The following is a 26,174-nucleotide window of genomic DNA, read 5'->3' as shown; positions in this document are numbered from 1 at the left end:
GCCGTTATAGTAACGAAAAGCCGATGTATTTAGCCAGTAATATGGAATTCTTATGGCGCATAAACCAGTTCCAGAAATTTTAACTCGCCAAATTGTAGCAACCAGCCGCCTATTGCGCATCGAAGCGGTCGATTTGCGTTTCAGTAACGGTGTTGAACGGCAATTCGAACGTATGGCCAGTAGTGGTCGTGGTGCCGTCATGATTGTCCCTTTTGTTGATGACGAAACATTGATGCTGGTACGAGAATATGCCGCAGGCCTCCACAATTATCAGCTGGGCTTCCCGAAAGGATTGATCGACCCCGGCGAAACGCCAGAAGATGCCGCAAACCGTGAGCTCAAAGAAGAGATCGGTTTCGGTGCCAAGCAACTAATCCCGCTCAAAAGTGTCACCATGGCGCCGCAATTTTTCGCGGCTACGATGCATATTTTCATCGCTCGCGACCTATATCCTGAAAGTCTGCCAGGCGATGAGCCGGAGCCGCTCGAGCAGGTACCGTGGTTGCTGAGCAAAGCGGACGCGTTATTAGAACAAGAAGATTTTACCGAGGCGCGTAGTATTGCGGCCTTATTAATGACGTTGCGGGAGCTGACCAAGTGACAACAACGAGTTCGATCGAGCAATTACAGGGCTGGCTGCAAGGCGCCGCTGATATTGCGATGCGCGCTGGCGATTTGATTCTTGAATTATATGAAGAACAAGCCTATGAAATGTATGAGAAAGATGATGAATCGCCAGTAACGAGCGCGGATTTTGCCGCCAATCGGCTGATTGTTGATGGATTGGCTGCGCTCACACCGGATATTCCCGTGCTTTCTGAAGAGGGTTCGCATTTAGCGTTTGAAGAGCGTCGAAAGTGGCCGCGCTATTGGATGATTGACCCGATTGATGGCACACAAGAATTTATTGCCCGCAGTGGTGATTTTGGCGTGATCATTGCCTTGGTTGAGTACAACCAACCGGTGCTAGGGGTGATTTACTGGCCCGCTGGCGATGTGCTGTACACCGCCCAGCGTGGGCAGGGTGCTTTTCGCCGTGATGTACATGGCATACAACGTATTCAAGTTCGTCGCCTTGCCGATCCGCTCAATGACGTTTTGCATTTAGCAATAAGTCGGCGTCAACCACGCGAGCGGGTGTTGCAACGCATGACCAGCGATCGCGAGTTACAATTGGTTCCAGCCGGGAGTTGTTCACTTAAAGCCTGTATGATTGCCGAAGGGCGTGCCGATTGCTTTTTGCGGGTTGGACCGACGGGTGAATGGGATACGGCAGCTGCCGAAGTCATTGTCGGTGAAGCGGGCGGGCGTATTGTCAGCGAGAGCTTCACTCCGCTCACCTATAATCAAGAAGCCAATTTAGGTAATCCAAATTTTATTATTTTGGGCGACCCAGAAGTGCCATGGCAGCACGTGTTTACTCATCATCGAAACGCTGATTAGCCGGTAAAATATTCACCGTTTCGTGTAACTCCGACCAAACTAATACGGCCTCGCCCGAACGTAATTGGCGACGAACATCCTCGACTTTTTCTTCGAGGGATTTTTCTTCGTCGCCATAATCAGTGCCTTCGCGCAGCACAAACATCTCGATTAAGTTTGTTAACGTCTCGGGGTCGATTTGTTGCCATGGGATTTGCATTAATCTTGTGCCTCTTGTAGCGCTTCCTCAGCCGTCATCCATTCTTCTTCGGCTACCGCGAGATTGGCTTGTGCCTGCGCTTGTTGCTGCAGAATATCGGCTAATTCCGCTTTGCGTGCCGCTTCATAGAGTCCGGTGTCCGCGAGCAATGCGTTAAGCTCAGCCAATTTTTGTTCGGCTTGATGAAGTGTCTTTTCTGCTTTGATCACGCGATCTTTTAGTGGCTTCAGTGCTTGTCGTCGTTCCGCGGCTTGACGTTTCTCGGCTTTCTTGTCCGCCTTTCCGCTCCCGTTGTTGGTACTTGAAACTGATAGTTGTGCCTGCTGCTTCAGCCAATCATGGTAGGCATCTAAATCACCAGCAAATGGCTCGACTTGCTGGTGCGCAACCAAATAGAATTCATCGACTGTGGTGCGCAATAAATGACGGTCGTGCGACACAATAACCATAGCGCCGGTGAAATCTTGCAGTGCATAAACGAGTGCCTCACGCATGTTGCTATCTAGATGGTTGGTTGGCTCATCGAGTAATAACAGATTCGGTTTTTGATAGACAATCAGCGCCAACACTAAGCGTGCCTTTTCGCCGCCTGACATGGGGCCGACCAGGCTGGTGGCCGCATTGCCAGAGAATCCGAAGCCACCAATAAAATCTCGCAGCTGCTGTTCGGTTGCAAATTTATCCAACCGCTGCAGATGCTGTAACGGTGTTGCTTGCGCATCAAGCGTTTCAAGTTGGTGCTGTGCGAAATAGCCGAGTTTTACGCCTGGATTTAGGGCAACAACACCACCTTGTGCCGTTAACTCTCCAGCAAGCAGTTTGACTAGGGTCGATTTACCGGCGCCATTGCGACCCAGCAGACCAATACGACTGCCGGGCACGAGGTTAAACTGAATATTCTTCAAAATAACCGTATCGCCATAGCCAGCTTGCACTTTATCCAGCGTTAATAATGGATTGGGTAATTGCTCCGGCTCTTTAAAGCTAAATTGAAAGCCGCTGGCGGCGCGTAACGGTGCACTTGCTTGCAAACGCTCAAGCGCTTTAATTCGGCTTTGTGCTTGTTTTGCTTTGCTCGCTTTGTAACGAAAACGGTCAATGTAACTCTGCAGATGTTTACGTTGCGCTTGTTCTTTCTCAAATTGTGCTTGTTGCTGTGCCAGTTGCTCGGCCTGCTGGCGCTCAAAACTACTGTAGTTGCCGCTGAAACTGGTTGCGCGCTGATGCTCTATCAGCACAATTTGTTGTGCAATCGCATCAAGGAAATCGCGGTCGTGCGAAATGACAATAAGTGTGCCAGGAAAGCGCTGCAACCAATCTTCGAGCCAAAAAATCGCATCAACATCCAAGTGGTTGGTCGGCTCATCGAGTAAAAGTAAATCGGCTCGCGCAATCAATGCTTGCGCTAAGTTGAGTCGCATCCGCCAACCACCAGAAAATGACTTCACCGGTGCATAGATTTGTTCAGGTTGAAAACCTAATCCTGACAATAGAGCGGCCGCGCGCGCTGGCGCTTCATAACCACCAATGGTGGCTATGGCATCATGCAAGAGACCAATCGCGTTGCCATCGTGCTTCGCTTCGGCGTCAGCTAATTGTTTTTCGAGATCACGGAGCTCTTTATCGCCATCAAGTACGTACTCAATAGCGGACTGTTCAAGCGCTGGGGTTTCTTGCTTTACACTGGCAATACGCCAACCGCTTGGCAACTCACAGGAGCCTTGCTCAACACTAAGTTCGCCGCGCAGTAGGGCAAACAATGATGATTTACCCGTACCATTGCGGCCCACAAGGCCCACGTGGTGGCCAGGGAATATGGTAATGTTGGCGTCTTCGAGCAATAACTTGCCGCCGCGCATTAACGACATCGCGCGAATGTTTATCATGGGTAGTCCTAAACTTGGTGTTCGACTCAGTTTCTGCGACAATTATACCTGATAGCCACAGAGGTGAATATGACTCAAACTCGTAAACGTTTTATCGCTGGCGCTGAATGTCCAGCATGTCATGCGCACGACACATTGTTGCTCAAAATAACCGGCGAGCAAGAAGAAGTCAGTTGTGTTGAGTGCGGCCACACGTTTTCCGAGCGTGGAGCAAAGCCACCAGCGGCACAGCAAGCCCCCGCAAATGCACCAACCGCATCGGGTAAGAGTGTCGAATCAGAAAGCATTATCGGAATTTTCAAACCCGAATAATTGCCATTGCAGAGCTTGTGATTAGCCGCTACTGTAATGTTTCTTACATTCATCAAAAGGTATGGTCATGAATCATCTCGTCTATGCGGGTGTTTGGGTTATCTTAGCCACAGTGATGGTGCAATGGATTATCGCCAGTGGCAGCAAGGCTAAGCAGCCGGGCGCTATTCCCGGCAAAATTAATGAAAGTCTGAGCCATCATTCCTTTGTTTTTCGTGCTCATCGCACATTTCAAAACAGTATTGAGAATGTTCCGTTCTTTCTTGGCGCTGTATTCCTCGCAATTTTCACCGGTGTCGACTCACAGTGGTTCGCCATATCGGTTTGGGCATTTGCATTCGCCCGTATCATTCATATGTTGCTGTACTACGGTATTGCGACAGAGCGGAATCCGAGCCCGCGTAGTTATTTTTTCATGATTGGCATCATCGCGAATATTGCCGTGTTAGTGCAAATCGCCATTAAATTATTGGCTTAAAACGAGATTCAAAAGGTTCAACAATGACAGAGCAGCAGTACCCAATCGGCACGCCTGGGCAACCATGGGGTGCCGAAGAAAAGCAGCAATGGCTACAACAACAATCTGTTAAGCGCTCATACTTTGACGATGTTGTAACGCAAATTAATCAACTGCATGATCAATTTGATGTCGAACAGTATGGTGCGTTGGAATATCCCAATAATACGTTCCCGTTGTTTTTGCTGAAAACGCGTGATTGGGATGATAAGAAACCAAATGTTTTGGTCACCGGCGGTGTGCATGGCTACGAAACATCGGGTGTTCATGGTGCTTTAGCATTTGCCAAGCAACATGCTGAGCATTACAACCAATGGTTCAACATTCTGATTGCGCCTTGTATTAGCCCATGGGGATATGAAACCATCAATCGTTGGAATCCGTCGGCGATTGATCCGAATCGTTCGTTTAAAGAAAATAGTCCTGCGGGCGAGTGCGCCGCAATCATGGATTATCTTGCCAGTCATAAGCTTGAGTTTGTCATGCATATCGATTTGCATGAAACCACTGATACTGATAATTCTGAGTTTCGCCCAGCGCTTGCTGCTCGCGACGGTAAAGTAAATACCAATTGGAATATTCCGGATGGTTTTTATACGGTGGGTAACTCGGAAAAACCAACCCCAGAATTCCAAAGGGCGATTATAGATTCCGTACGTCAGGTAACTCATATCGCGCCGGCCGATGACGAAGGCAAAATCATTGGTGCACCTGTCGAACAAGAGGGCGTGATTCACTACGCTGGTAAAGAGCTCGGTTTATGTATGGGCTTAACCGATGCGCCTTACGTGAGCACAACCGAAGTATATCCTGATAGCGCCAATGCCTCTCCAGAAGAGTGTATTGAAGCGCAAGTTGCCGCTGTCAAAGGTGCTTTAGAATACATGCGCAAGCAATAATTAAAAGAATCGTTATTTTTGCAAACGGAATGCAGTACTACGTAGATGAGCCCAACATCACGTAGACCGAACATTATAAGGGCAAATAAAAAGGAAAAATAACATGAATTGGTATCTTGCCGTTCTAAAAAAATATGCCGTGTTCAGTGGTCGCGCGCGCCGCTCTGAATATTGGTTCTTTGTTTTGTTTAACGTCATTATTGGATTTGTGCTTGGCTTCATTGATGGCATTTTAGGGCTCGGTAACCCAGAGGCCGGTGTGGGTGTGCTGGGGACAATTTATAGCTTAGCTGTACTAATACCATCGATTGCAGTTGGTGTGCGTCGTTTGCATGACACCGACCGGTCAGGTTGGTGGTTATTGATTGGCTTAATTCCGCTGATTGGTGCCATTGTATTGATTGTCTTCTTTGTCATGGATAGCACGCCAGGCGACAACCGCTTTGGTCCAAATCCAAAGGCCGTTGCATGAAGCCAAGAATCTCCTTTATTACCTTAACGGTGGATAATTTGGAGCAAGCCGTCGCGTTTTATCGCGACGGCTTAGGCTGGCCAACGGAAGGTATTATTGGCGAGCAATACGAAAATGGTGCTGCGGCATTTTTTAAGCTTGAAAATAACTTGATGTTTGCGCTGTGGCCGCGCCAAAGTTTGGCGAATGATAGCGGTTTACCGGTGGGTAAAGCCGAACCTACGCATGTTTTGTTGGCACACAATGTTGATTCAGAAGCCGCTGTTGATGCTGTTCTTTATGAAGCGAAAGCGGCAGGTGCAAGTTGGGTCAAGCTGGCGCAAACCACTTCATGGGGCGGTTATGCAGGCTACTTTATGGACCCCGAAAAACATTTATGGGAAGTGGTATACAATCCGTATATATGACAACTGATCACACCGCGCATATTATCGCTCAGACCAAAGCTTGGGTTGACCAAGTTATCGTCCAATTTAATTTATGTCCTTTTGCCCGCCGTGAAGTTGAGCAGGAAACTATCCATTATCACGTAGAACCGAGCGCCGATTTAGCTCGGCAACTGCAAACGTTATTGCAACTGCTTAAACAACTCGACACCAACACTGACATTGCGACCACCCTGTTAGTTTTGCCCGAAGGCGTTGACGATTTTGATGATTATCTTGATTTAGTTGATTACGCAGAGCGTTTACTCGAACTTGAAGGGTACGATGGCATTTACCAACTGGCGACCTTTCATCCTCACTATCAATTTGCCGATAGCGATGCTGATGATGCTGCCAACTATACCAATCGTGCACCATACCCAATGTTGCATGTGCTGCGTGAAGAAAGCGTCGCCAATGCGCTAGCAAGTTACACCAAGCCCGAGCGTATTCCTGAACGCAATATTGATTTTGCTCGGCAAAAAGGCGCTGAATTTTTTGCTAAAATTCTTGCAGATATCAAGAAATCAAAACAATAACGTAAGACGATTGTGGAGGACATATGCAAACTCAATGGCATGCCATGTCACCTGCAGATGTTCTTCAACAAACGCACAGTAACCTGCAGGGCTTAACGCCAGAAGAAGCGCAACGGCGACTCCAACAGCAAGGTCCGAATACGCTCCCGACGGTCAAATCTGAACCAGCATGGCGACGATTAGCACGGCAATTTCATAACGTCCTCATATATGTCCTCATTGGGGCAACTGTCGTCACGCTATTACTTCAGCATTATGTTGATGCAGGGGTTATTTTCGCCGTCATCATTATCAACGCAATTATTGGTTATTACCAAGAAGGCAAGGCTGAGTCAGCGATTGCCGGCTTGCGCCATATGCTGGCACCGACTGCGGTAGTGATTCGTGAGGGCAAGCAACACCACATTCCAGCTGAGCAGTTAGTTGTCGGGGATATCGTGATTCTCGAGGCAGGGGCGCGAGTGCCCGGGGATTTACGGTTACTCGAAACGCACAGCCTGCAGGTTCAAGAGGCGGTACTGACCGGCGAATCTGAAGCAGTGAGTAAGCAAATCGACCTACTTCCGGAGCAAACTCCGTTAGGTAGTCGTGCTTGTATGGCGTATCTCGGCACTTGGGTGACCACCGGTCACGCGCAAGGTGTTGTCACCGCTACGGGTTCGAATACTGAGTTTGGGCATATTGGCGTGATGCTTAGTGAAGTATCGCGGTTAACGACACCGCTTGTTGAGCAAACCGCACGCTTTTCAAAGTGGCTGACCTTGCTGATATTAATCAGCGCTGGAATTTTGCTCGCCTATGCCAGTTGGTTAGATCTCAAACCCTTTGCTGAACTGTTTATGATTATGGTGAGTATCGCCGTCGCCGCAATTCCTGAGGGGTTGCCGGCGGTGATGACCATTACATTAGCGGTCGGGGTGCAAGCGATGGCGAAGCGTCATGCCATCGTGCGTCACCTTCCTAGTATTGAAACCTTGGGCGCGGTTTCAGTGATTTGTACTGACAAAACCGGAACCTTAACGCGCAACGAAATGATGGTTGCTGCGTTAACGACCGCAACAGCTCAGCTCAATGTATCTGGTGACGGTTATTCCCCAGATGGCGAGGTTCTGGATGCCGCCACGCCGGTGTCGAATCATCCCAATAGTCCGATAAACGATGCTGGCAGAATTGCTTTGTTGTGTAACGATGCGCAATTGCATCAAGCGGACGACGGCTGGCAGGTTGCGGGCGACCCAATGGAAGGAGCGTTACTTGCGTTTGCGGCAAAACTCGGTTGGTCGCTTGATCACGATCGTCGCCAATGGCATCGCCATGATGAAGTTCCGTTCGATGCAGAATCGCGTTATATGGCCACCTTAAATCATGATCACCGCGGTAACGCTTTCATTCATGTTAAAGGCGCTCCAGAGCAGGTGCTCAGCATGTGTTCACACCAGCTTGTTGGCAATCAATCGGAACATTTGGTTCAAGAATATTGGCTGAATCAGGCACAACAACTTGCCGCTCAGGGGCTACGGGTACTAGCGCTGGCGCAACGCCAAGTTGCTGACACAAAAGTGGTGCTGGAACAGAACGACGTAATTCAGGGCTTAACCTTGGTCGGTCTTGTTGGTTTGATTGATCCTCCACGGGCCGAGACAATTGCCGCCATTCAACAGTGTCAGCAAGCCGGTATTGGGGTCAAAATGATTACTGGTGATCATCCAGGAACGGCCGTAGCGATTGCACGGCAAGTTGGCATTGAAAACGCTCACCATGTACTCACCGGCACCGACCTAGACTTGCTATCCGACAGTGACTTTAGTGCGGCGGTGCGACACACCCATGTGTTTGCGCGGACGAGTCCTGCGCATAAATTACGGCTGGTTCAAGCATTGCAGGAGCAGCAGCATATTGTTGCCATGACCGGTGATGGGGTAAACGACGCGCCTGCTTTAAAACGAGCCGATGTCGGCATCGTGATGGGAATTCGTGGTAGTGAAGCCACCAAGCAAGCTGCTGATGTCGTGCTCACGGATGATAACTTCGCCTCAATCGTTGCGGCTATTCGGCAAGGGCGTACTGTTTACGACAATCTCAAAAAGGTTATTAGTTGGGATATACCGACCAGTGTCGGGGAGTCGATGGCAATTATCATTGCCTTATTGCTTGGTTTGGCGTTACCGATTACGCCAGTGCAATTATTATGGGTCAATTTGGTGACGGCGATTACCTTAGGGCTGACATTAGCGTTTGAACCGACTGAACCTAATAGTATGCATCGCCCTCCACGGCAACGCTCCGAACCACTGCTGCGCGGCGCTTTGGTTTGGCATGTTGTGTTTGTTTCGGTGTTATTTGTGGCCGCACTTTATGGCGCGTTTCAATACGCACTCAATCAAGGGCAGAGTATTGAAGTCGCGCGCAGTATGGCGCTCAATACCGCGGTTGTGCTTGAAATTTTCCACTTGTTCTTTATCCGTAACATATACGGCCCTTCACTGACGTGGCGGGCGTTGCGTGGCACGCAGCCTTTATGGCTAGCTGTGGGCCTTATTTTATTGGCCCAAGCTTTGGTTACTTATGTCTCTCCGTTACAAAAACTCCTAGGTATTGAAGCGTTAAGCTGGCAGCAAGTCGGTTTGGTCATGTGTCTTGGGGTAGCGCTACTTTTGATTGTTGAAATCGAGAAGCAAATTCGCATTCGTTTATTTAACTGGCGACTTTAAATTCCCCCTCAAGAATTGTGGTTATCTGCCGATAACTAAAGTCATCTCAAGTTGTAAAATAGGCCAGCGAATACCCATGAACTTATCAACGTTGCTCGGCATGCTCTCAGGCATTGCCATTGTTGTCCTTTCAATTTTCTTAACCGCAGCGGATGCTTGGGCATTTGTGAATTTGCCAGGTCTTGCCATCGTACTTGGTGGTACCTTCGCCGCAACCTTATTGGCGTATCCATTACGAGAAGTGGTGCGGGTATTCAAAATTTTATGGATTGTGCTTCGCAATGAGAAAATGTACGCCCACGATGACCAAAAAGAGCTGGTTGAAGTGGCACGGCAACTCGTTCAAGGGCGTATTGCTAACGCCGAAGATCAATTGGCTCAGGTTAAGAATCCGTTTTTAAAAACCGGTTTGCAACTCCTTATTGATCGTACGCCAACACAAGACATCGCTGAGCTACTGGAATGGCGTATCTTAAAAATGAAAATTAAAGAGCGCGCCGAAGCACAGGTGTATCGCACCATGGCGGCATTTGCACCAGCATTCGGGATGTTGGGAACCTTGGTTGGCCTCGTCAACATGCTACATGGCATGGGCAGTAGTAGCATGACGGAAATCGGCGTGGATATGGCGTTTGCATTGTTGACGACATTATATGGCGTGGTATTAGCCAATATGTTCTTTAAGCCAATAGCGATTAAATTTGAACGTCGTACCGAGCGTCGCGTACAGCTGATGAACATGATTCTTGAAGGTATTTTGCTTATCGCTCGCGGACGCAGTCCTGGCTATATTCGCGAATATTTGGCAACGTTCTTTGCCCATGTCGAAGACGAGTTAGATATCGACGAGCACCAAGCCTTACAGAATAACGCTGCGGCTCCGGCACAAGAGCGGAGTTAAGCATGGCACCTGAACCGACGTTAAATGACTTAATGGAACGTCACGCTGGTGCGCCGGTCGCAACCAATCGTGAACGCGAGCAAAGCACCGATGATGGCGCACAAAATATTACGAGTCGAATGCTCAGCCGCACCCCTAAAAGTCACCTCGATGAATTGCCCGACGCGAATCAGGAGGAAGACAGCTGGGTAACCACCTATATGGATTTGCTGACGTTGCTACTCGTGCTATTTGTCGTTCTATTAGCGAATGCTGATTTGTCAGGTGATAAGCAATCAGCACAGCCAAGCATGGCTGCACAGAGTGGGTTAGGTGCTATGCAGTCGCGTATTCAAGAGCAGTTTGCTGGCGCTGGATTGGGTGACTCGGTTAATGTAAGTCTATCGCCAGGTAAACTGAATATCCGCTTGAACGACAAAATCTTATTCGACAGTGGTGAAGCCGAGTTTAATCAACAAGCCGCACGTGTCATGCAACCGTTACTGAGTACATTAGCCGATTCCAATCTGCAGATTAGTGTTGAAGGTCATACTGATAATATTCCTATCAGTACGGCACGTTTTCCGAGTAATTGGGAGCTATCAGCCGCTCGAGCTATCTCGGTTGTACGTTTTCTGCAAAACAATGGCATTGCCGCTCAGCGCCTTCGTGCCATTGGTTATGCTGATAGTCAGCCGTTACAACCAAATGACACCGCAGAGGGACGTAGTGAAAACCGTCGCGTGAATCTCATTTTGACCGAAGCACCGACGTCTCCTGAGGAATAAGCAAAGATTTACTTAATCCTTTCATAAATCGGATTGTCCGTATTTGCGCTGCTCGCTATGATGCATCCGTTATTTTAACGGTAAGCTAAGTGGGGAGCGCAACCATGTACAAGTTCTTATTGGGTCTCATTATGAGTACGATGGTGATATTGGTGGCATGTAGCCCGCAAGAACAGGAAACGTTCACTCAGTCACCGCGCGGCCAAGAGCCGTCTACGGCAACGGTTAAGCATCACGCGGGAGCCCCTTCTTCACAGCGCGTACAAGCCGAATTACCTGTTTTTCAACTTTAACCGTACCACTGCGTTGCCGCTCAAGTGCCCAATCGATATGCTCGGCAACCATCGCAGATACAGCTGAACGCCTTTGCTCAAGCGCCACTATAATATCGGTATCCGTTGGCGCATTTCCCATCGCAACGGCTAAATTGCGTAACCAACAGTCGTAACCAATACGCCGAATCGGCGAACCTTCAGTGCGCTTCAGAAAGGTCTCTTCATCCCATTGCCACAACTCAAGTAGCTCTGGCGCATGCAAATCTTTTCGTGGTGAAAAGTCACCTTCGTCGGTCAATTGCGCATAGCGATTCCAAGGGCAAATCAGTTGACAATCATCGCAACCGTAAATGCGGTTGCCCATCAGAGGTCGGTACTCCTCAGGAATACTGTCACGTAACTCAATCGTTAAGTAAGAAATACAGCGCCGCGCATCAAGCACATAAGGTTCGACAATGGCTTGGGTGGGGCAAATGGTAATGCAGGCACTGCAACTACCACATTTTTCCTCAACTTCTCGGTCGGTCGGTAGCGGAAGGTTCACCAGTAATTCACCGAGGAAAAACCACGACCCGCTGCCTTCATCAAGCACCAGTGTGTGTTTTCCTCGCCAGCCAAGCCCTGCTTTAATCGCCAGCGGCTTTTCCATGATTGGAGCCGAGTCGACAAATGGACGAAAGTCGAGTTCAGCGCAGGCCTCTTGAATGCGATCGCCAAGTTGCTTGAGGCGTTTGCGCATTAATTTGTGGTAATCACGGCCCAGTGCGTAGCGGCTGATATAGCCTAGTCGCGGGTTATTCAGTGTTTTAGCGAAGCCAGCTTCGGCGGGTAAGTAGTTCATACGAACAGAAATAGCGCGAACTGAGCCTTCATGCAGTTGATCAGGGCTCGTACGCAATTCTTCATGGCGCGCCATCCATTCCATATCACCATGCATACCTTGCTCTAACCAACGGCGCAGATGCTCACGTTCGGTACTGAGATCGACATCGGTAATACCAACTTTTTGGAAGCCTAATTCAGCGCCCCAACGTTTAATATCTTCGGCTAGTTGGTGATAATCCATAGAATTCGATTTATCCTCTACACTAATACGCAGCGTGATGTGGCGCTAACATAGCAAAAACGGCCAAAGGATGCACCGATGTCAGTTGATTTAACCAGCATGATCTACACCGCAGAACAAGTGCGCGATGGCGAGCAAGATGCTGCCGCACAATGTGACGTGAGTATGGCACAACTGATGCAGCGCGCCGCACAAGCGTGCCTTGATGTTATTCAACACAAACGAGCTGCCCCTGCCAACCTATTGATCTTATGCGGACCCGGTAATAACGGCGGCGACGGTTGGGTGTTAGCTCGCCTAGCACAACAAGCGGGCTACCGAGTTCAGATTGCGGCAACCGAGCCGCGTTCAGAATTAGCGAAGCTAGCCGCACAAGCGTGGCGTGATCAAGGTGGCACCGTTATCGATTTAGCAACGTTAACAGCAATGCATGTTGAAAGCGCTGATGTGATTATTGATGCCATGCTTGGCAACGGGCTGGATCGTGAGTTGTCGATGTTGTTTATTGAGGCGGTCGATCTCATTAATCGGCGCAACTCTGCTGGCTGGGTGTTATCCATTGATGTTCCTACCGGGTTAAATAGCGATACCGGTGTGGCAATGCCGACAGCAGTGAAAGCAAGCTGCACGGTAACCATGATTGCTTTGAAAACCGGTTTGGTTACCGGCGCTGCAGCGACCTATTGCGGTGAGCTTATACTTGCCGATCTCGGTGTCAGCCGCGCGTTTTTTAAAACCCCTCCAACATTGCGGGCGATTGAAAGCTCTTTAGTAAGTGAGCACTTACATCCACGCAACAAATCTGCGCACAAGGGCGATTTTGGTCATGTTCTGATTGTCGGTGGTGGCCCTGGTATGAGTGGTGCTGCGTTGCTTGCCGGACAAGCGGCGTTGCGATGCGGTGCCGGTAAGGTATCGATTGCCTGTCACAAAGAGTCGCACTTAGCGATTGCAGCGGCGCAATCGGAATTAATGGTTCATGCCGTCGATAACGATTTATCTGCTTTATTAAAACGCGCGACGGTGGTGGTAATTGGGCCTGGACTAGGTCAAAGCCTTTGGGCTCGTGCTTTGGTTGAGCAGGTTGCGCAATGGCAAGGCGCCGTTGCGTGGGATGCTGATGCGCTGAATAGCCTTGCGGCGCAGCCCATCGCTAAGCCTGCCGCAAGTGTCTGGTTGTTCACGCCACACCCTGGCGAAGCCGCGCGTTTGCTTAACCTTAGTACAAGTGATGTCAACGCGAATCGATTGCGCGCACTTACACAAATTTGTCAGAACTTTCAGGCGTATACTCTACTCAAAGGAGCAGGCACTTTAGTGAAATCGCCACAACAGCAAGACGCATGGGTGTGTCGGCGCGGCTCACCGGCATTAGCAGTTGGTGGTAGTGGTGATGTGTTAAGTGGTGTAGTAGGCGCGTTGCTGGCGCAACAAACAGCTGAACAAATCCCTATTGATGAGGTGTTGGCTATCGCCGCGTGGTTGCACGCTGTGGCCGGCGAAATGGCTGCGCAGCGAGGAGAACGTGGTACACTACCGAGCGATTTATTGGGTGAGCTGCGCACCCTTGTGAATCCGCACCAAGGCATTAAAATCGGCGCTTAAAAACTTGAATGAGTAGGGGTTCATGCACAAGCACAGGTTATTTTTAAAAGATGAAGCGGCGTTACTCGAAGCTGCGCGAAAGTTGGCGAATGCCGTTAAAGCGCATGAAGACAGTGTGGCAGAAAGCGCACTGACGATTTATTTGTTAGGTGAGCTCGGGGCAGGGAAAACCACCTTTAGCCGTGGTTTTATTCAACAACTTGGGCATCAGGGCCACGTCAAAAGCCCAACGTATACCCTTGTGGAAAGTTACGACTTAGCACCATGGCAGATTAATCATTTCGATTTGTATCGGCTTGCTGATCCAGAAGAGCTTGAATTTATGGGCATCCGTGATTACCTTGGGACTCATAGAATCATTCTCGCGGAATGGCCGCAGCGTGGCGAAGGTTATTTGCCGCAGCCAGATATAATTATAACGATTGATTATGCGGATACGGCGCGATCAATCACGTTAGAAGCGCTAACAGAACGAGGCCGAGAGTTACTCGATACCATGTAATGCGAAACTTTTTAGCGAAAGTGGCGATGTTGTGTTGCTTGCTGAGCAGCGCAGCTTACGCGAACGAGATTGAAAATATTCGGATTTGGCCTGCGCCAGACAATACCCGTGTTGTCTTTGATATGGGTGCGGCCGCCGATTATAGCTATTTCACGCTCTACCAAGCGCCGCCTTACCGCTTAGTGATTGATTTCAATGCGACGAAGCTGAATGTTGATTTAGCCAAGCTACAAAATGAATCGTTGTTGATCAATAAAGTTCGTACCAGCACCCCAAAAGATAAAAACTCAACCCGCATTGTCATCGAGCTGACTGATAAAATTGATGCGATTGTGTTTCCGTTGGCAGCGAACGACCGTTATGGCGAACGCTTGGTGATTGACCTGCCGGGACGTTCCATTGAGCGCCGCACGGAAGCTTTAACGGTTGAGCAATTGAAAGAACGTAAAGTCACCATCGCCATTGACGCCGGTCACGGCGGTGATGACCCCGGTTCGATTGGCCCACGTGGAACTTATGAGAAACATGTGGTGCTGAAAATTGCCAAAGCACTTGCTGACATCATTAACCAAGACAGCGCCATGCAGGCTTATCTGATTCGCTCAGGCGACTATTATGTGGGCTTGAAAGCCAGAACGCGCAAAGCCGAAGATATTAAGGCTGACTTGCTGGTGTCGATTCATGCGGATGCGTTTACCAGTCCGAAACCACGCGGTGCCTCGGTGTGGGTGCTGTCTACTCGGCGGGCAAATAACGAAATGGGTCGGATGCTCGAGGATAAAGAGCGCATGTCGGATGTTCTCGGTGGGGTCGATATGCGTCTTGAAGAAGATGACACCTACGGATATATCAGCAAAACTATTCTCGATTTAAGTATGGGCCATGCCATGAGCACAGGTTATGAGATGGCTAAAGAAGTTATCGCTGAAATGAAGCGTGTGGCGCACATGCATAAGCATGAACCTCAGCACGCCAGTCTAGCGGTATTAACTTCAGGAAATGTACCGTCGATGCTGGTTGAAACGGGCTTCATTTCGAACCCGCAAGAAGAACAGCAATTACTCACGAATAAGCATCAGCAACAACTGGCGCGCGCTATTTATCAAGGGGTACGCAACTATTTTCAGCGGCGACCTCCTGATGGCACCTTGTTTGCGACCAGCCGCAGTCGCACGCATATTGTTCGCTCTGGTGAGTCGTTGTCGGTTTTAGCACAACGCTACAACACCACAGTGAAAGCCATTAAAGATCGTAATAGTCTTTCAAGTAACGTGCTACATATTGGCCAGAAGCTAGAAATTCCGTCTTCATAAATTAGGTTTTAGACATGCCTATTCAATTACTGCCAATTAGTCTGGCGAACCAGATTGCGGCAGGAGAAGTGATTGAACGCCCCGCATCCGTTGTTAAAGAATTAGTCGAAAACTGCCTTGACGCGGGCGCGACAGAAATAACCATCGACATCGAGCAGGGTGGACGGCGGCGTATACGCGTACGCGATAATGGTGGTGGTATTCCGCGCGACGAGTTAGCGCTTGCTTTAAGCCGACATGCCACCAGTAAAATTAGTTCGCTAAGTGATTTAGAAGCGATTCAAAGCCTAGGCTTCCGTGGCGAAGCATTAGCAAGTATCAGTTCGGTTTCGCGATTAACTTTAACCTCCAAAACGCCAACAGCCGAGCAAGCATGGCAAGCGTGGGTAGAGGGGCGCGATATGCAGGCCGAGCTAGCGCCGGCAAGTCACCCGCAAGGCACCACCGTTGATGTGCAGGATTTATTTTTCAATACGCCAGCGCGGCGAAAATTTTTACGTACCGACAAAACCGAATTCGGTCATATTGATGAAGTGCTAAGGCGTATAGCTTTAGCGCGTTTTGATGTGCGATTTCAATTGCTCCATAACGACAAAATAGTGCGTCAATATGTGGCTGTGCAAAGCCCAGAGCAATACATAAAACGCGTAGGACAAGTCTGCGGTGGAACCTTTACTTCCGACGTCTTGGCTATTGATGAGCAATCGGGACCCGTTCGATTGTGGGGCTGGGTGGCACCGGCGAATGCTTGCCGCCATCAGGCCGATGTACAGTACTTTTATGTGAATGGCCGCATGATGCGCGACCGACTGTTAGGGCATGCCGTGCGTCAAGCGTACGGTGATAGCTTAACCGATGATAGGGCGCCGACGTTTGTCTTATATCTTGAGCTACCTGCCCAAGATGTGGACGTGAACGTACACCCAGCAAAACATGAAGTGCGATTTCACCAAGCCCGCCAGATTCATGATTTTGTGCTAACTGCGGTGCGCCAAGCGATTGCTGCACAGCAACCGCAACCAAGTGCAGAACCGATAAATCGCGCGCAACACGGCTACACGGAAAGCTCTGCCGCTTTGGCGCAGCAAGTGCGAGAATTACAGCCACAGCACCGTGAAATCTTTCCGACTCGAGCATCGGTATCACCAACTCAAGTTGCCAGTTATGCCGATTTCGTAACGCCGGCAAAATCACCGACGCCTATTGCAGCACACGGCAGTACCGAAACGAATAAAGTGCTGACCATCATTCAGCAACGGTTTGCGTTGGTCGAGCGAGAGTCTTTAGCACTGCTCAACTTGCAACAGGTGCAACATTATTTTTTACAGCAACAATTAAACCAACAAGCTAAAATTGGTTTGGCTGGCCAGCCGCTGCTAATCCCTGTGAAACTGTCTGACCCAGACATTGTGTCGGCATTAAAATCAGCGGACTTGAAACAGCTGGCTCTGCTTGGTGTGCGTCTTGAAATTGGCAAGCAATCGGTGACAGTGCTCGATGTCCCATCGGCACTGCGACAAACAGATATCGCGACAAGTATGCGAACGTTACTCAGCAAATTAGACAATCAGCAAGAACTTATCGCTTGGTTGGCATTGCACCAAGTGCAATCGCATTACTCTTTGGCACAAGCAGAGCACTGGCTTGCCTATACGCTTGAGCTAAACGACAGCCCAGCGTCATTTTGGTTAGCTGTATCGTTACCGCAAATCCCGGAGGCCTTACGATGACGCAGCCACATGTGATTTGTCTGTATGGCCCAACAGCAGCCGGTAAAACTGGGTTAGCAATAGCGCTCACGAAACATTTACCGTGTGATATCGTTTCGGTGGATTCTGCGTTGATTTATCGCGGGATGGATATTGGTACCGCGAAACCAACCGCCGAAGAGTTAGCGCAAGCACCGCATCGTTTAATTGATATTTGCGACCCTGCTGAGAATTATTCGGCAGCACAATTTGCTGCGGATTCGCGTCGCGAAATCGATCAAATTATTGCCGCCGGCCGAATTCCATTGCTGGTTGGCGGTACCATGCTGTACTTCAAAGCATTACTTGAAGGTATGTCAAAATTGCCAGAGGCTGATGCTGCGATTCGAGCTGAGTTAAATCAGCAATTGGAACAGCAGGGCCTTGAAGCGTTGCATGCTGAATTGCAGAAAATTGACCCAACCAGTGCGCAACGCATCCATCCTAACGATCCACAGCGATTATTGCGCGCGCTCGAGGTGTATCGAATTAGTGGCAAAACGCTGACTGAATTAACGGCGACGCGTGACGGCGCATTACCCTATCCGATTATTCAAATGGCAGTCGCGCCAAGTGATCGTGCGGTGCTCCATGAACGTATTGCGTTAAGATTTCGTCAAATGGTGGAACAAGGCTTTCTTAATGAGGTCGAAGCACTACGACGACGGTCTGATTTACATATCGATTTACCTTCGATACGTTGTGTTGGTTACCGTCAGGCTTGGCAGTATCTCGATGGCGACTATGATTACGAAGAAATGATTAATCGCGGCATTTTTGCCACTCGTCAGTTAGCCAAGCGACAATTGACATGGTTACGGAAATGGCCTGGTGTTCATTGGCTTGATACTGAGTCACCAACGTTGGTGACAGATGCTTTAGCAATTTGTGCAAAACCAGCGCAGTTATTTACACAAAACAACCTTGAAAACTAAAACATTCACCTTATATTCAGTATAAGCTGAAATAAAATACAGTCTGCTGTGAAATTGCGGGAATTCAACTATATTAGAAGTGACTGGCATGAGCGGGCGGTAAGTTGTTGCCAGACACAAACAATAACAAAAAAGGAAATCGAATATGGCTAAGGGGCAAACTTTACAAGACCCGTTTTTGAATGCGTTGCGCCGTGAACGCGTTCCGGTGTCAATTTACCTCGTTAATGGAATTAAGTTACAAGGCCAAATTGAATCATTTGACCAATTTGTCATTTTATTGAAAAACACGGTAAGCCAAATGGTTTACAAGCATGCCATCTCGACTGTTGTTCCTGCGCGTATTCCGCAGAACTATCTGCCTATTGGCGAAAACAGCGAAGAGGCAATTGATTAAGACAACCAATAAGGAGCAGTGATAGCTTGTTTGATAGGTTTGAAAGTGGTGAGCGGGCTATCCTGGTCCACGTTGATTTCCCAGCCGAAATCGATCGTGAAGACCTTTCTGAACTCAAACTATTAGTGTCATCCGCTGGCGTGGAAACTCTCGGCGTGGTGACAGCTTCGCGTAGTACCCCTAGCTCAAGGTTCTTTGTCGGCTCTGGTAAAGCGGAAGAAATTGCCGATCAGGTTAAATTGCTCGACGCCAATATCGTCATATTCAATCATAGTTTAAGCCCAACCCAAGAGCGTAACCTCGAGAAATTGTGTGAGTGTCGCGTGCTCGATCGTACCGGTTTGATCCTTGATATCTTCGCGCAGCGTGCGCGTACTCACGAGGGTAAGCTACAGGTCGAGTTGGCGCAGCTTCGCCATATATCAACCCGTTTGGTTCGTGGTTGGACCCACTTGGAACGCCAAAAAGGTGGTATTGGTTTACGCGGGCCGGGTGAAACTCAGCTAGAAACCGACCGGCGATTAATTCGCGGTCGTATCAAAAATATTTTAGGTCGGCTTGAAAAAGTGCAAAAGCAGCGCGAGCAAGGTCGTCGTGCACGCCAGCGCGCGGAGATTCCGACGGTTTCGTTGGTTGGTTATACGAACGCCGGCAAATCCACGCTATTCAATCGGATTACGGAAGCGCAAGTGTACGCCGCCGACCAATTGTTTGCTACGCTCGACCCAACCCTGCGTAAACTTGAGTTGCCCGATGTTGGACCGATTATCCTGGCTGACACGGTAGGTTTTATTCGTCATTTGCCCCACGAGCTTGTCGCTGCATTTAAAGCGACGTTACAAGAGACACAAGAAGCCGATTTATTGCTTCATGTGATTGATGTGGCAGACGAGCGTCAGGCGGAAAATATTCATCAAGTTCAGGAAGTTTTAAACGAAATCGGCGCCGATGAAATCCCGCAGCTGTTGATTTGTAACAAGATTGATAAACTAGCAGACGGTAACGCACGTATAGATACCAATGATGATGGCTTACCAATACGTGTCTGGTTATCGGCGCAAACTGGTCAAGGAATTGATTTGTTACAAGAAGCGCTGGTGCAACGCTTGCGTCCAAGCATGGTTGACGTATCCTTACGAATTCCGCCGTCAATGGGCAAGTTACGTGGTAAGCTGTATGCGATGAAAAGCGTGACCGGTGAAAAAGCCTGTGATGATGGCCAATTGGCGCTGCATGTGCGCATGTCCGCAGTTGATTGGCAGCGCTTAAGTAAGCAAGTCGCCGAAGAGTATGGCGATAGCCTGCAAGGCTTTGTAGAATAGCGACAAGAATTAAAAATTTATTTATAAACTACCCAGAGTTGGAGTAATCAATGGCCTGGAATCAACCGGGAAACGGTAATAACAATGACCGTGATCCATGGAAAAACCAAGGCGGCCGCGATCAAGGCCCGCCTGATTTAGATGAAGCAATTCGTAACTTGCTTGGCAAGTTAGGTCTTGGTGGCAATAAAGGTAACGGTGGTGGCAACAATAAAAGCGGTGGTGGGATTCCATCTCGCGGTATTGGCGTCATTGTCATTCTCGCCGTTGTCATTTGGTTTATTGCGGGCTTCTACACGGTGAAAGAAGCTGAACGTGGCGTGGTCTTGCGCTTCGGCCAATATCACAATCTTGTTGAGTCTGGCCTACACTGGCGGCCATTCCTAGTTGATACCGTCGAAACCGTTGACGTCAGTAACGTTCAACAGTTCCAGTCGGAAGGCTTCATGCTGACGCAAGACGAAAACGTTGTGCACGTTGAGCTTGACGTTCAGTATCGCATTGTGAATCCGCGTGATTACCTTTATGCGGTTGAAAATGCTGACCGTAGTTTGGCACAGGCAACCGATAGCGCATTGCGTTTTGTCGTGGGGCACACCACCATGGACGAAGTGCTGACAGTTGGTCGTGAAAGCGTACGCCAAAACACCTTAGAACTGCTTGAAAATATCATCGCACCATACCAGTTGGGTATTCAGGTGGTTGACGTCAACTTGCTACCAGCGCGTCCGCCAGAAGCAGTCAAAGACGCATTTGATGATGCGATTGCGGCACAAGAAGATGAGCAACGCTTTATTCGTGAAGCTGAAGCTTATGCACGTGAAATTGAACCGCTCGCACGTGGTCAAGTACGCCGTATTTTGCAAGAAGCTCAGGCTTATCGTGAACAGACCGTGTTAAAAGCTCAGGGTGAAGTTGCACGTTTCGAAGAGTTACTACCTCAGTACAAAGCTGCACCGGTTGTAACCCGCGAGCGTTTGTATCTTGAAACCCTTGAAAAGATCTACAGCAACACCGCCAAAGTTATGGTTGATGTTGAAGGTAGCAATAACATGATGTACTTGCCGCTCGATAAAATTCTTGAGAAGCAACGCGCAACGCAAGAACCAGCGCGTAACGAAGCGCAGGGCACGAATTCGAGCCCAACGCGTAGCGCAACGAGCAATGAACCAAGCAATACATCACGTTCAAGTAATAGCGTTCGTACCAGCGATCGCTTTAACGATGGTCGGGGGTAAACGATGAAAAACTTTGTAGCTGTATTAGTTATCGTCGCTGTCGTTCTTGGCTTTTCGTCAGTGTTCGTGGTGAAAGAAGGTCAACGCGCTATTGTTGTGCAGTTCGGTAAAGTTCTGCGTGATGCGGATACCGGCGAAGCAACAGTGTACGCCCCAGGTTTGCACTTCAAGTTACCATTTATTGAAGATGTAAAACGCCTTGATGCACGTTTCAAAACACTGGATGGTAATCCGGATCGTTTTGTAACCAGCGAGAAAAAAGACTTAATCGTTGATACCTATGTGAAATGGCGTATCTCTGATTTTGCGACTTACTATCTTTCGACCAATGGTGGTAACCAAGCACAAGCTGAAGCGCTTTTAACCCGTCGTGTTAGCAGTGGTCTTCGTGCTGAATTTGGTAGCCGTACCATCAAAGAAATCGTGTCAGGCGAGCGTGACAACTTAATGCGCGAAGCACTGATTCGAGGTGCTGATAGTGCGCAAGAACTGGGTATTGAAGTGATTGATGTGCGGGTGATGCAAATTAACTTGCCGACCGAAGTCAGTCAGTCAATTTTCCAGCGTATGCGCGCGGAACGTCAAGCCGTGGCGATGGAGCACCGCTCAGAAGGTCGTGAGCAGGCTGAGTTCATTCGTGCCGATGTTGATGCACGCGTAACTGTTATGCTTGCTGATGCGGAGCGTGAATCACGTCAATTGCGTGGTCAAGGTGATGCGGAAGCTGCTGGCATTTATGCCGGTGCATACAGCAAGGATCCTGAGTTTTTCTCTTTCATTCGTAGCTTACAAGCTTACGAAAAGAGCTTCGAAGAGGGTAACGATGTTTTGGTACTTGAGCCAGACAGCGACTTCTTCAAATATCTAAACAAAGCGACTGCGAATTAATAAAAGCAAAAGCGATATTAGCTTTTAGATATTAGCTATTAGATATTGGATATTAGAAACCCGCGGTTGTCCCGCGGGTTTTTTGTGTTTAATCTCAAGCGAATAACGAACGACGAATAACGAACAACGGACAGCAGCTCATGACGTATAAACAGCACTACAGTCGCTACTTTAAAGAACATCCTCAAAGTCTGCATTTTGCGCCGCACAGCCATCACTATTGGCCGGATGTGACACGCGATGCCCAACTGGCTTATTGGGACGATAGTGCGCGTGGCGTAGACCATAAGTGGGATATCGTGTTTGGCGAGCGTGTTCCTGCGGTACAACGATATTTGGCCGCGTTATTGAATCATCCACACCCTGAGCAATTTGTATTCGCGGGTAATACCCATGAGTTGCTGTATCGCGTCATTTCAAGTTTTGCGCCAGACAAACCGTTAAAGATATTAAGCACCGATAGCGAGTTTCATAGCTTCGCAAGGCAAATTCGACGCCTACAAGAGCGTTCTAACGTACAATTTGAAAGCGTTCCAACCGAACCCTATGAGACGTTTGAAGCGCGCTGGCTTGATGCAATTAAACAAGGTTCGTTTGATATCATCTTCACCAGCCAGGTATTTTTCAATTCAGGGGTGGTGGCGCCCGATCCTTTAACTTGGCTAGATGAAGTGCCAGAGCAAACACAGATTATTATCGACGGGTACCATGGTTGTGGTGCTATCCCCACAGATTTATCTACCATCGCTGACCGTGTATTTTACCTCGCCGGTGGCTATAAATATTTGCAGGCTGGGGAAGGGTGCTGTTTCATGGCCGTGCCCAAGGGCTGCCAGTTACGGCCGGAATTTACCGGCTGGTTCGCGGATTTCGTCAATCTTGCCAAACCACAACAAGCTAGCGTTCAATACGCCGACGATGGTATGCGCTTTGCCGGTGCAACGATGGATTTTTCAGCCGTCTATCGGCTTGAGAGTGTGCTGGCTTGGTGGCACCGAGATGGGCTTACTGTCGATACGATGCACGCGTACGTGCAGCGCTTACAACGGGAATTTCTGACTATTCTTGAAGAGGTGCAACATCCCCACATTCATCGTGGCAATTTGATCGTCAATGATTTAGCACACCACGGGCACTTTTTGACGTTTAGACTCAACAACGCAGCGCTTGTTGAGCAACTTGCGGAGCAACTTAGCCATTGCGGTATCGAAACCGATTATCGCGGCGAACGGTTGCGCTTTGGCTTTGCCATTTATCACGACGTTGCCGACTATCAACAATTCAAAAAAGCGTTGAGTCAGAACTGATCGGGCTACCGTCGCCCCGAAATACCTGTTAAAATCGCCGCCTGTTTTTTCAACAGTAACTGCTGGTAGCGAGATCATGGGTAAAAATGTAGTAATTCTAGGTACACAATGGGGTGACGAAGGTAAAGGCAAAATCGTTGATTTGCTGACCGATAAGGCGTCGCTAGTCGTTCGCTATCAAGGCGGACATAACGCTGGGCACACCCTGGTCATCGACGGTGAAAAAACCGTTTTACACTTAATCCCATCGGGTATCTTGCGCGCAAACGTTAAATGCGTGATTGGTAACGGCGTGGTGTTGTCACCTGAAGCTCTCATGACCGAAATCGCCATGCTTGAGCAACGCGGCGTGCCAGTTCGTGATCGTTTGCTTATCAGCGAAGCTTGTCCGTTAATTTTGCCTTACCACATCGCGTTAGACCAAGCGCGTGAAAAAGCCCGCGGAAACAAAGCCATCGGCACAACCGGACGTGGTATCGGTCCTGCATACGAAGATAAAGTTGCGCGTCGTGGCCTACGCGTCGGCGATTTGTTTAACTTCGCACGATTTGAAGAAAAGTTGCGTGAAGTAATCGAATTCCATAACTTCACGTTGGTGCACTACTACAAAGTTGAGCCAGTGAATGTTGATGACGTACTCGCATACTGTGAAGACGTTGCCAAACAGCTTCAAGGCATGGTTGCTGACATTCCTGCGTTACTTGATGAAACTCGTAAAGCGGGCCAGCACATCATGTTTGAAGGTGCGCAAGGTACCTTGTTGGATATCGATCACGGCACTTATCCGTACGTGACCTCGTCCAACACAACTGCAGGTGGTGTATCGACCGGCGCTGGTTTTGGTCCGCGTTACATCGATTACGTATTGGGTATCGTGAAAGCGTATACCACACGTGTTGGTAGCGGCCCATTCCCAACTGAGCTTGAATGCGAAGTGGGTCAACATTTAGGCGTGAAAGGCCATGAGTTTGGCGCAACAACAGGGCGTAAACGTCGTACTGGTTGGTTTGATGCAGTAGCAGCGCGTCGTGCGGTACAAATTAACTCTGTCAGTGGCTTTTGCTTAACCAAGCTTGATGTATTAGATGGTCTCGAAGAACTGAAGATTTGTGTTGGCTATAAATTACCAAACGGCGAAGTGGTAGAATATCCACCAATGGCAGCAGAAGATTACGAAACTGTCGAGCCAGTATATGAAACCATGCCAGGTTGGAATGATAGTACTGTGGGTATCACGCAGCACAAAGATCTGCCGACCGCAGCACTTGCGTATATTAAACGAATTGAAGTTTTAACTGGTGTGCCAGTGGATATTATTTCAACAGGCCCAGACCGCGGTGAGACGATTATTTTGCGCCATCCGTTCGCAAATTAACCAATCGAACCAAGAAAGCTAAAAAAATTGGTATTTACTATTGCATCATCAAAATCGATACAATAGAATGCGCTCCACCTAACCGGGGTGCCGGCATAGCTCAGTTGGTAGAGCAACTGACTTGTAATCAGTAGGTCCCGAGTTCGACTCTTGGTGCCGGCACCATTTTAAAATCTGGTTTTGGAGGGGTTCCCGAGCGGTCAAAGGGATCAGACTGTAAATCTGACGGCTCAGCCTTCGCAGGTTCGAATCCTGCCCCCTCCACCACTTTTTAGCATGGTCATGCGAATGCGGTGAGTCCAGAATGGTTTGAGGTGGCCCGATTCAAGGCATGCGGGTATCGTATAATGGCTATTACCTCAGCCTTCCAAGCTGATGATGTGGGTTCGATTCCCACTACCCGCTCCAAATAATCTGTATTGTGCTGATATAGCTCAGTTGGTAGAGCGCACCCTTGGTAAGGGTGAGGTCGGCGGTTCAAATCCGCCTATCAGCACCACGCATCAGGCCAACTCTTCCCTTGTCTCGCTTATTTCGGCATAATCGCCGGCTAAAGATTTTCAATTGTTGGTGTTAAACCACCGTACGTTGTCCAAAAAGAGGCTGTCATGGCAAAAGAAAAATTTGAACGTTCCAAACCGCACGTTAACGTCGGTACTATCGGCCACGTTGACCACGGTAAAACTACTCTGACCGCTGCGATCACCACAGTATTGGCGAAAACCTACGGTGGTTCAGCACGTGCATTCGATCAAATCGATAACGCACCAGAAGAAAAAGCGCGTGGTATCACCATCGCAACTTCACACGTAGAGTACGACACTCCATCACGTCACTACGCACACGTAGACTGCCCAGGGCACGCTGACTATGTTAAAAACATGATCACCGGTGCTGCGCAGATGGACGGCGCTATCTTGGTAGTAGCGGCAACTGACGGCCCAATGCCACAAACTCGTGAGCACATCTTGTTGTCACGTCAGGTTGGCGTTCCATACATCATCGTGTTCATGAACAAATGTGACATGGTAGACGACGAAGAGTTGTTGGAATTGGTTGAGATGGAAGTTCGTGAACTTCTTTCTGAGTACGACTTCCCAGGCGACGACTTGCCAGTAATCCAAGGTTCAGC

26 protein-coding genes and 4 tRNA genes are annotated in these 26,174 nt (G+C 48.9%); 27 read left to right on the top strand and 3 right to left on the bottom strand.

Annotation, left to right across the window (positions count from 1 at the left end; translation table 11 throughout):
- The first annotated feature begins 52 nt into the window (after window positions 1–52).
- A complete protein-coding gene (gene nudE, locus BM292_RS08685) occupies window positions 53–601 on the top strand; it encodes an ADP compounds hydrolase NudE (protein WP_092857659.1) in 549 nt (182 codons plus the stop codon).
- Window positions 598–1,443 (top strand): 3'(2'),5'-bisphosphate nucleotidase CysQ, encoded by an 846-nt coding sequence (cysQ, locus tag BM292_RS08680; protein ID WP_281247505.1) that lies wholly within the window; start codon window positions 598–600, stop codon window positions 1,441–1,443. The genes nudE and cysQ overlap by 4 nt, the downstream gene beginning before the upstream one ends.
- Here cysQ and BM292_RS08675 read toward each other — a convergent pair.
- On the bottom strand, window positions 1,418–1,642 hold the full coding sequence (locus BM292_RS08675) for a YheU family protein (RefSeq protein ID WP_092857657.1): 225 nt from the start codon (window positions 1,640–1,642) through the stop codon (window positions 1,418–1,420). The two genes, cysQ and BM292_RS08675, sit on opposite strands and share 26 nt — an antisense overlap.
- Window positions 1,642–3,528, bottom strand: coding sequence for an ATP-binding cassette domain-containing protein (locus BM292_RS08670; protein ID WP_092857655.1), 1,887 nt, complete (start codon window positions 3,526–3,528; stop codon window positions 1,642–1,644). The genes BM292_RS08675 and BM292_RS08670 overlap by 1 nt, the downstream gene beginning before the upstream one ends.
- Before the next feature lie 69 nt (window positions 3,529–3,597).
- On the opposite strand from BM292_RS08670, the gene BM292_RS08665 reads away from it, so the two are divergent.
- The 9 genes from BM292_RS08665 (at window position 3,598) to BM292_RS08625 (ending at window position 11,071) form a co-directional block, all read left to right on the top strand.
- Entirely contained in the window at window positions 3,598–3,840 is a 243-nt protein-coding gene (locus BM292_RS08665) for a YheV family putative zinc ribbon protein (protein ID WP_092857653.1), read from the top strand.
- A gap of 67 nt (window positions 3,841–3,907) precedes the next feature.
- On the top strand, window positions 3,908–4,318 hold the full coding sequence (locus BM292_RS08660; protein WP_092857651.1) for an MAPEG family protein: 411 nt from the start codon (window positions 3,908–3,910) through the stop codon (window positions 4,316–4,318).
- A 23-nt stretch (window positions 4,319–4,341) separates the two neighbouring features.
- Window positions 4,342–5,256 (top strand): M14 family metallopeptidase, encoded by a 915-nt coding sequence (locus BM292_RS08655; protein ID WP_092857649.1) that lies wholly within the window; start codon window positions 4,342–4,344, stop codon window positions 5,254–5,256.
- Window positions 5,257–5,359: 103 nt separating this feature from the next.
- Window positions 5,360–5,728, top strand: coding sequence for a DUF805 domain-containing protein (locus BM292_RS08650; RefSeq protein WP_092857647.1), 369 nt, complete (start codon window positions 5,360–5,362; stop codon window positions 5,726–5,728).
- Window positions 5,725–6,135 carry a VOC family protein gene (locus BM292_RS08645; protein ID WP_092857645.1) on the top strand — a complete coding sequence of 137 codons (411 nt, stop codon included), beginning with the start codon at window positions 5,725–5,727 and terminating at the stop codon, window positions 6,133–6,135. Before BM292_RS08650 ends, BM292_RS08645 begins: the two co-directional genes overlap by 4 nt.
- Window positions 6,132–6,692 (top strand): DUF1415 domain-containing protein, encoded by a 561-nt coding sequence (locus BM292_RS08640; RefSeq protein ID WP_092857643.1) that lies wholly within the window; start codon window positions 6,132–6,134, stop codon window positions 6,690–6,692. The genes BM292_RS08645 and BM292_RS08640 overlap by 4 nt, the downstream gene beginning before the upstream one ends.
- A 23-nt stretch (window positions 6,693–6,715) precedes the next feature.
- Window positions 6,716–9,403, top strand: coding sequence for a cation-transporting P-type ATPase (locus BM292_RS08635; RefSeq protein WP_092857641.1), 2,688 nt, complete (start codon window positions 6,716–6,718; stop codon window positions 9,401–9,403).
- A 76-nt stretch (window positions 9,404–9,479) separates the two neighbouring features.
- Window positions 9,480–10,304: a motility protein A gene (locus BM292_RS08630; RefSeq protein ID WP_092857639.1), complete on the top strand. Its 825-nt coding sequence runs from the start codon at window positions 9,480–9,482 to the stop codon at window positions 10,302–10,304.
- Between the two features lie 2 nt (window positions 10,305–10,306).
- Complete coding sequence (locus BM292_RS08625; RefSeq protein ID WP_092857637.1) at window positions 10,307–11,071, top strand: OmpA/MotB family protein; 765 nt, start codon at window positions 10,307–10,309, stop codon at window positions 11,069–11,071.
- 225 nt (window positions 11,072–11,296) lie between these two features.
- Here BM292_RS08625 and queG read toward each other — a convergent pair whose 3' ends face one another.
- Window positions 11,297–12,412 (bottom strand): tRNA epoxyqueuosine(34) reductase QueG, encoded by a 1,116-nt coding sequence (gene queG / locus BM292_RS08620; protein WP_092857635.1) that lies wholly within the window; start codon window positions 12,410–12,412, stop codon window positions 11,297–11,299.
- 78 nt (window positions 12,413–12,490) lie between these two features.
- Between queG and BM292_RS08615 the strand changes: the two genes are divergently transcribed.
- The 16 genes from BM292_RS08615 to BM292_RS08540 all read left to right on the top strand — a co-directional run.
- Complete coding sequence (locus tag BM292_RS08615; RefSeq protein ID WP_092857633.1) at window positions 12,491–14,017, top strand: NAD(P)H-hydrate dehydratase; 1,527 nt, start codon at window positions 12,491–12,493, stop codon at window positions 14,015–14,017.
- A gap of 22 nt (window positions 14,018–14,039) precedes the next feature.
- Window positions 14,040–14,519 (top strand): tRNA (adenosine(37)-N6)-threonylcarbamoyltransferase complex ATPase subunit type 1 TsaE, encoded by a 480-nt coding sequence (tsaE, locus tag BM292_RS08610; RefSeq protein WP_092857631.1) that lies wholly within the window; start codon window positions 14,040–14,042, stop codon window positions 14,517–14,519.
- Window positions 14,519–15,832 carry an N-acetylmuramoyl-L-alanine amidase gene (locus tag BM292_RS08605; protein WP_092857629.1) on the top strand — a complete coding sequence of 438 codons (1,314 nt, stop codon included), beginning with the start codon at window positions 14,519–14,521 and terminating at the stop codon, window positions 15,830–15,832. Before tsaE ends, BM292_RS08605 begins: the two co-directional genes overlap by 1 nt.
- A gap of 14 nt (window positions 15,833–15,846) precedes the next feature.
- On the top strand, window positions 15,847–17,562 hold the full coding sequence (mutL, locus tag BM292_RS08600) for a DNA mismatch repair endonuclease MutL (protein WP_092857627.1): 1,716 nt from the start codon (window positions 15,847–15,849) through the stop codon (window positions 17,560–17,562).
- Window positions 17,559–18,515, top strand: coding sequence for a tRNA (adenosine(37)-N6)-dimethylallyltransferase MiaA (gene miaA / locus BM292_RS08595; protein ID WP_092857625.1), 957 nt, complete (start codon window positions 17,559–17,561; stop codon window positions 18,513–18,515). Before mutL ends, miaA begins: the two co-directional genes overlap by 4 nt.
- 145 nt (window positions 18,516–18,660) lie before the next feature.
- Window positions 18,661–18,912 carry an RNA chaperone Hfq gene (hfq, locus tag BM292_RS08590; protein ID WP_092857623.1) on the top strand — a complete coding sequence of 84 codons (252 nt, stop codon included), beginning with the start codon at window positions 18,661–18,663 and terminating at the stop codon, window positions 18,910–18,912.
- A 26-nt stretch (window positions 18,913–18,938) separates the two neighbouring features.
- Window positions 18,939–20,234: a ribosome rescue GTPase HflX gene (gene hflX / locus BM292_RS08585; protein WP_092857621.1), complete on the top strand. Its 1,296-nt coding sequence runs from the start codon at window positions 18,939–18,941 to the stop codon at window positions 20,232–20,234.
- Window positions 20,235–20,284: 50 nt separating this feature from the next.
- Entirely contained in the window at window positions 20,285–21,472 is a 1,188-nt protein-coding gene (gene hflK / locus BM292_RS08580) for an FtsH protease activity modulator HflK (RefSeq protein WP_092857619.1), read from the top strand.
- Between the two features lie 3 nt (window positions 21,473–21,475).
- Entirely contained in the window at window positions 21,476–22,360 is an 885-nt protein-coding gene (gene hflC / locus BM292_RS08575; RefSeq protein WP_092857617.1) for a protease modulator HflC, read from the top strand.
- Window positions 22,361–22,500: 140 nt separating this feature from the next.
- Complete coding sequence (locus BM292_RS08570) at window positions 22,501–23,667, top strand: aminotransferase class V-fold PLP-dependent enzyme (protein WP_092857615.1); 1,167 nt, start codon at window positions 22,501–22,503, stop codon at window positions 23,665–23,667.
- A 76-nt stretch (window positions 23,668–23,743) separates the two neighbouring features.
- Entirely contained in the window at window positions 23,744–25,042 is a 1,299-nt protein-coding gene (locus tag BM292_RS08565) for an adenylosuccinate synthase (RefSeq protein WP_092857613.1), read from the top strand.
- An 89-nt stretch (window positions 25,043–25,131) separates the two neighbouring features.
- Window positions 25,132–25,207: transfer RNA gene (locus BM292_RS08560), tRNA-Thr, on the top strand.
- A 17-nt stretch (window positions 25,208–25,224) separates the two neighbouring features.
- Window positions 25,225–25,309: transfer RNA gene (locus tag BM292_RS08555), tRNA-Tyr, on the top strand.
- A gap of 66 nt (window positions 25,310–25,375) precedes the next feature.
- Window positions 25,376–25,450, top strand: a tRNA-Gly gene (locus BM292_RS08550).
- A 15-nt stretch (window positions 25,451–25,465) separates the two neighbouring features.
- Window positions 25,466–25,541 (top strand) — tRNA-Thr (locus tag BM292_RS08545).
- 109 nt (window positions 25,542–25,650) lie between these two features.
- The coding region (locus BM292_RS08540) for a GTP-binding protein (RefSeq protein ID WP_143434086.1) at window positions 25,651–26,174 on the top strand (524 nt) is incomplete at its 3' end.

It is taken from the genome of Pseudidiomarina tainanensis, assembly GCF_900115255.1.
In the GTDB taxonomy this organism is placed as follows: Bacteria; Pseudomonadota; Gammaproteobacteria; order Enterobacterales; family Alteromonadaceae; genus Pseudidiomarina; species Pseudidiomarina tainanensis.
The sequence above is the reverse complement of the archived record's forward strand: the minus strand, read 5'-3'. Positions and strand labels throughout refer to the sequence as shown.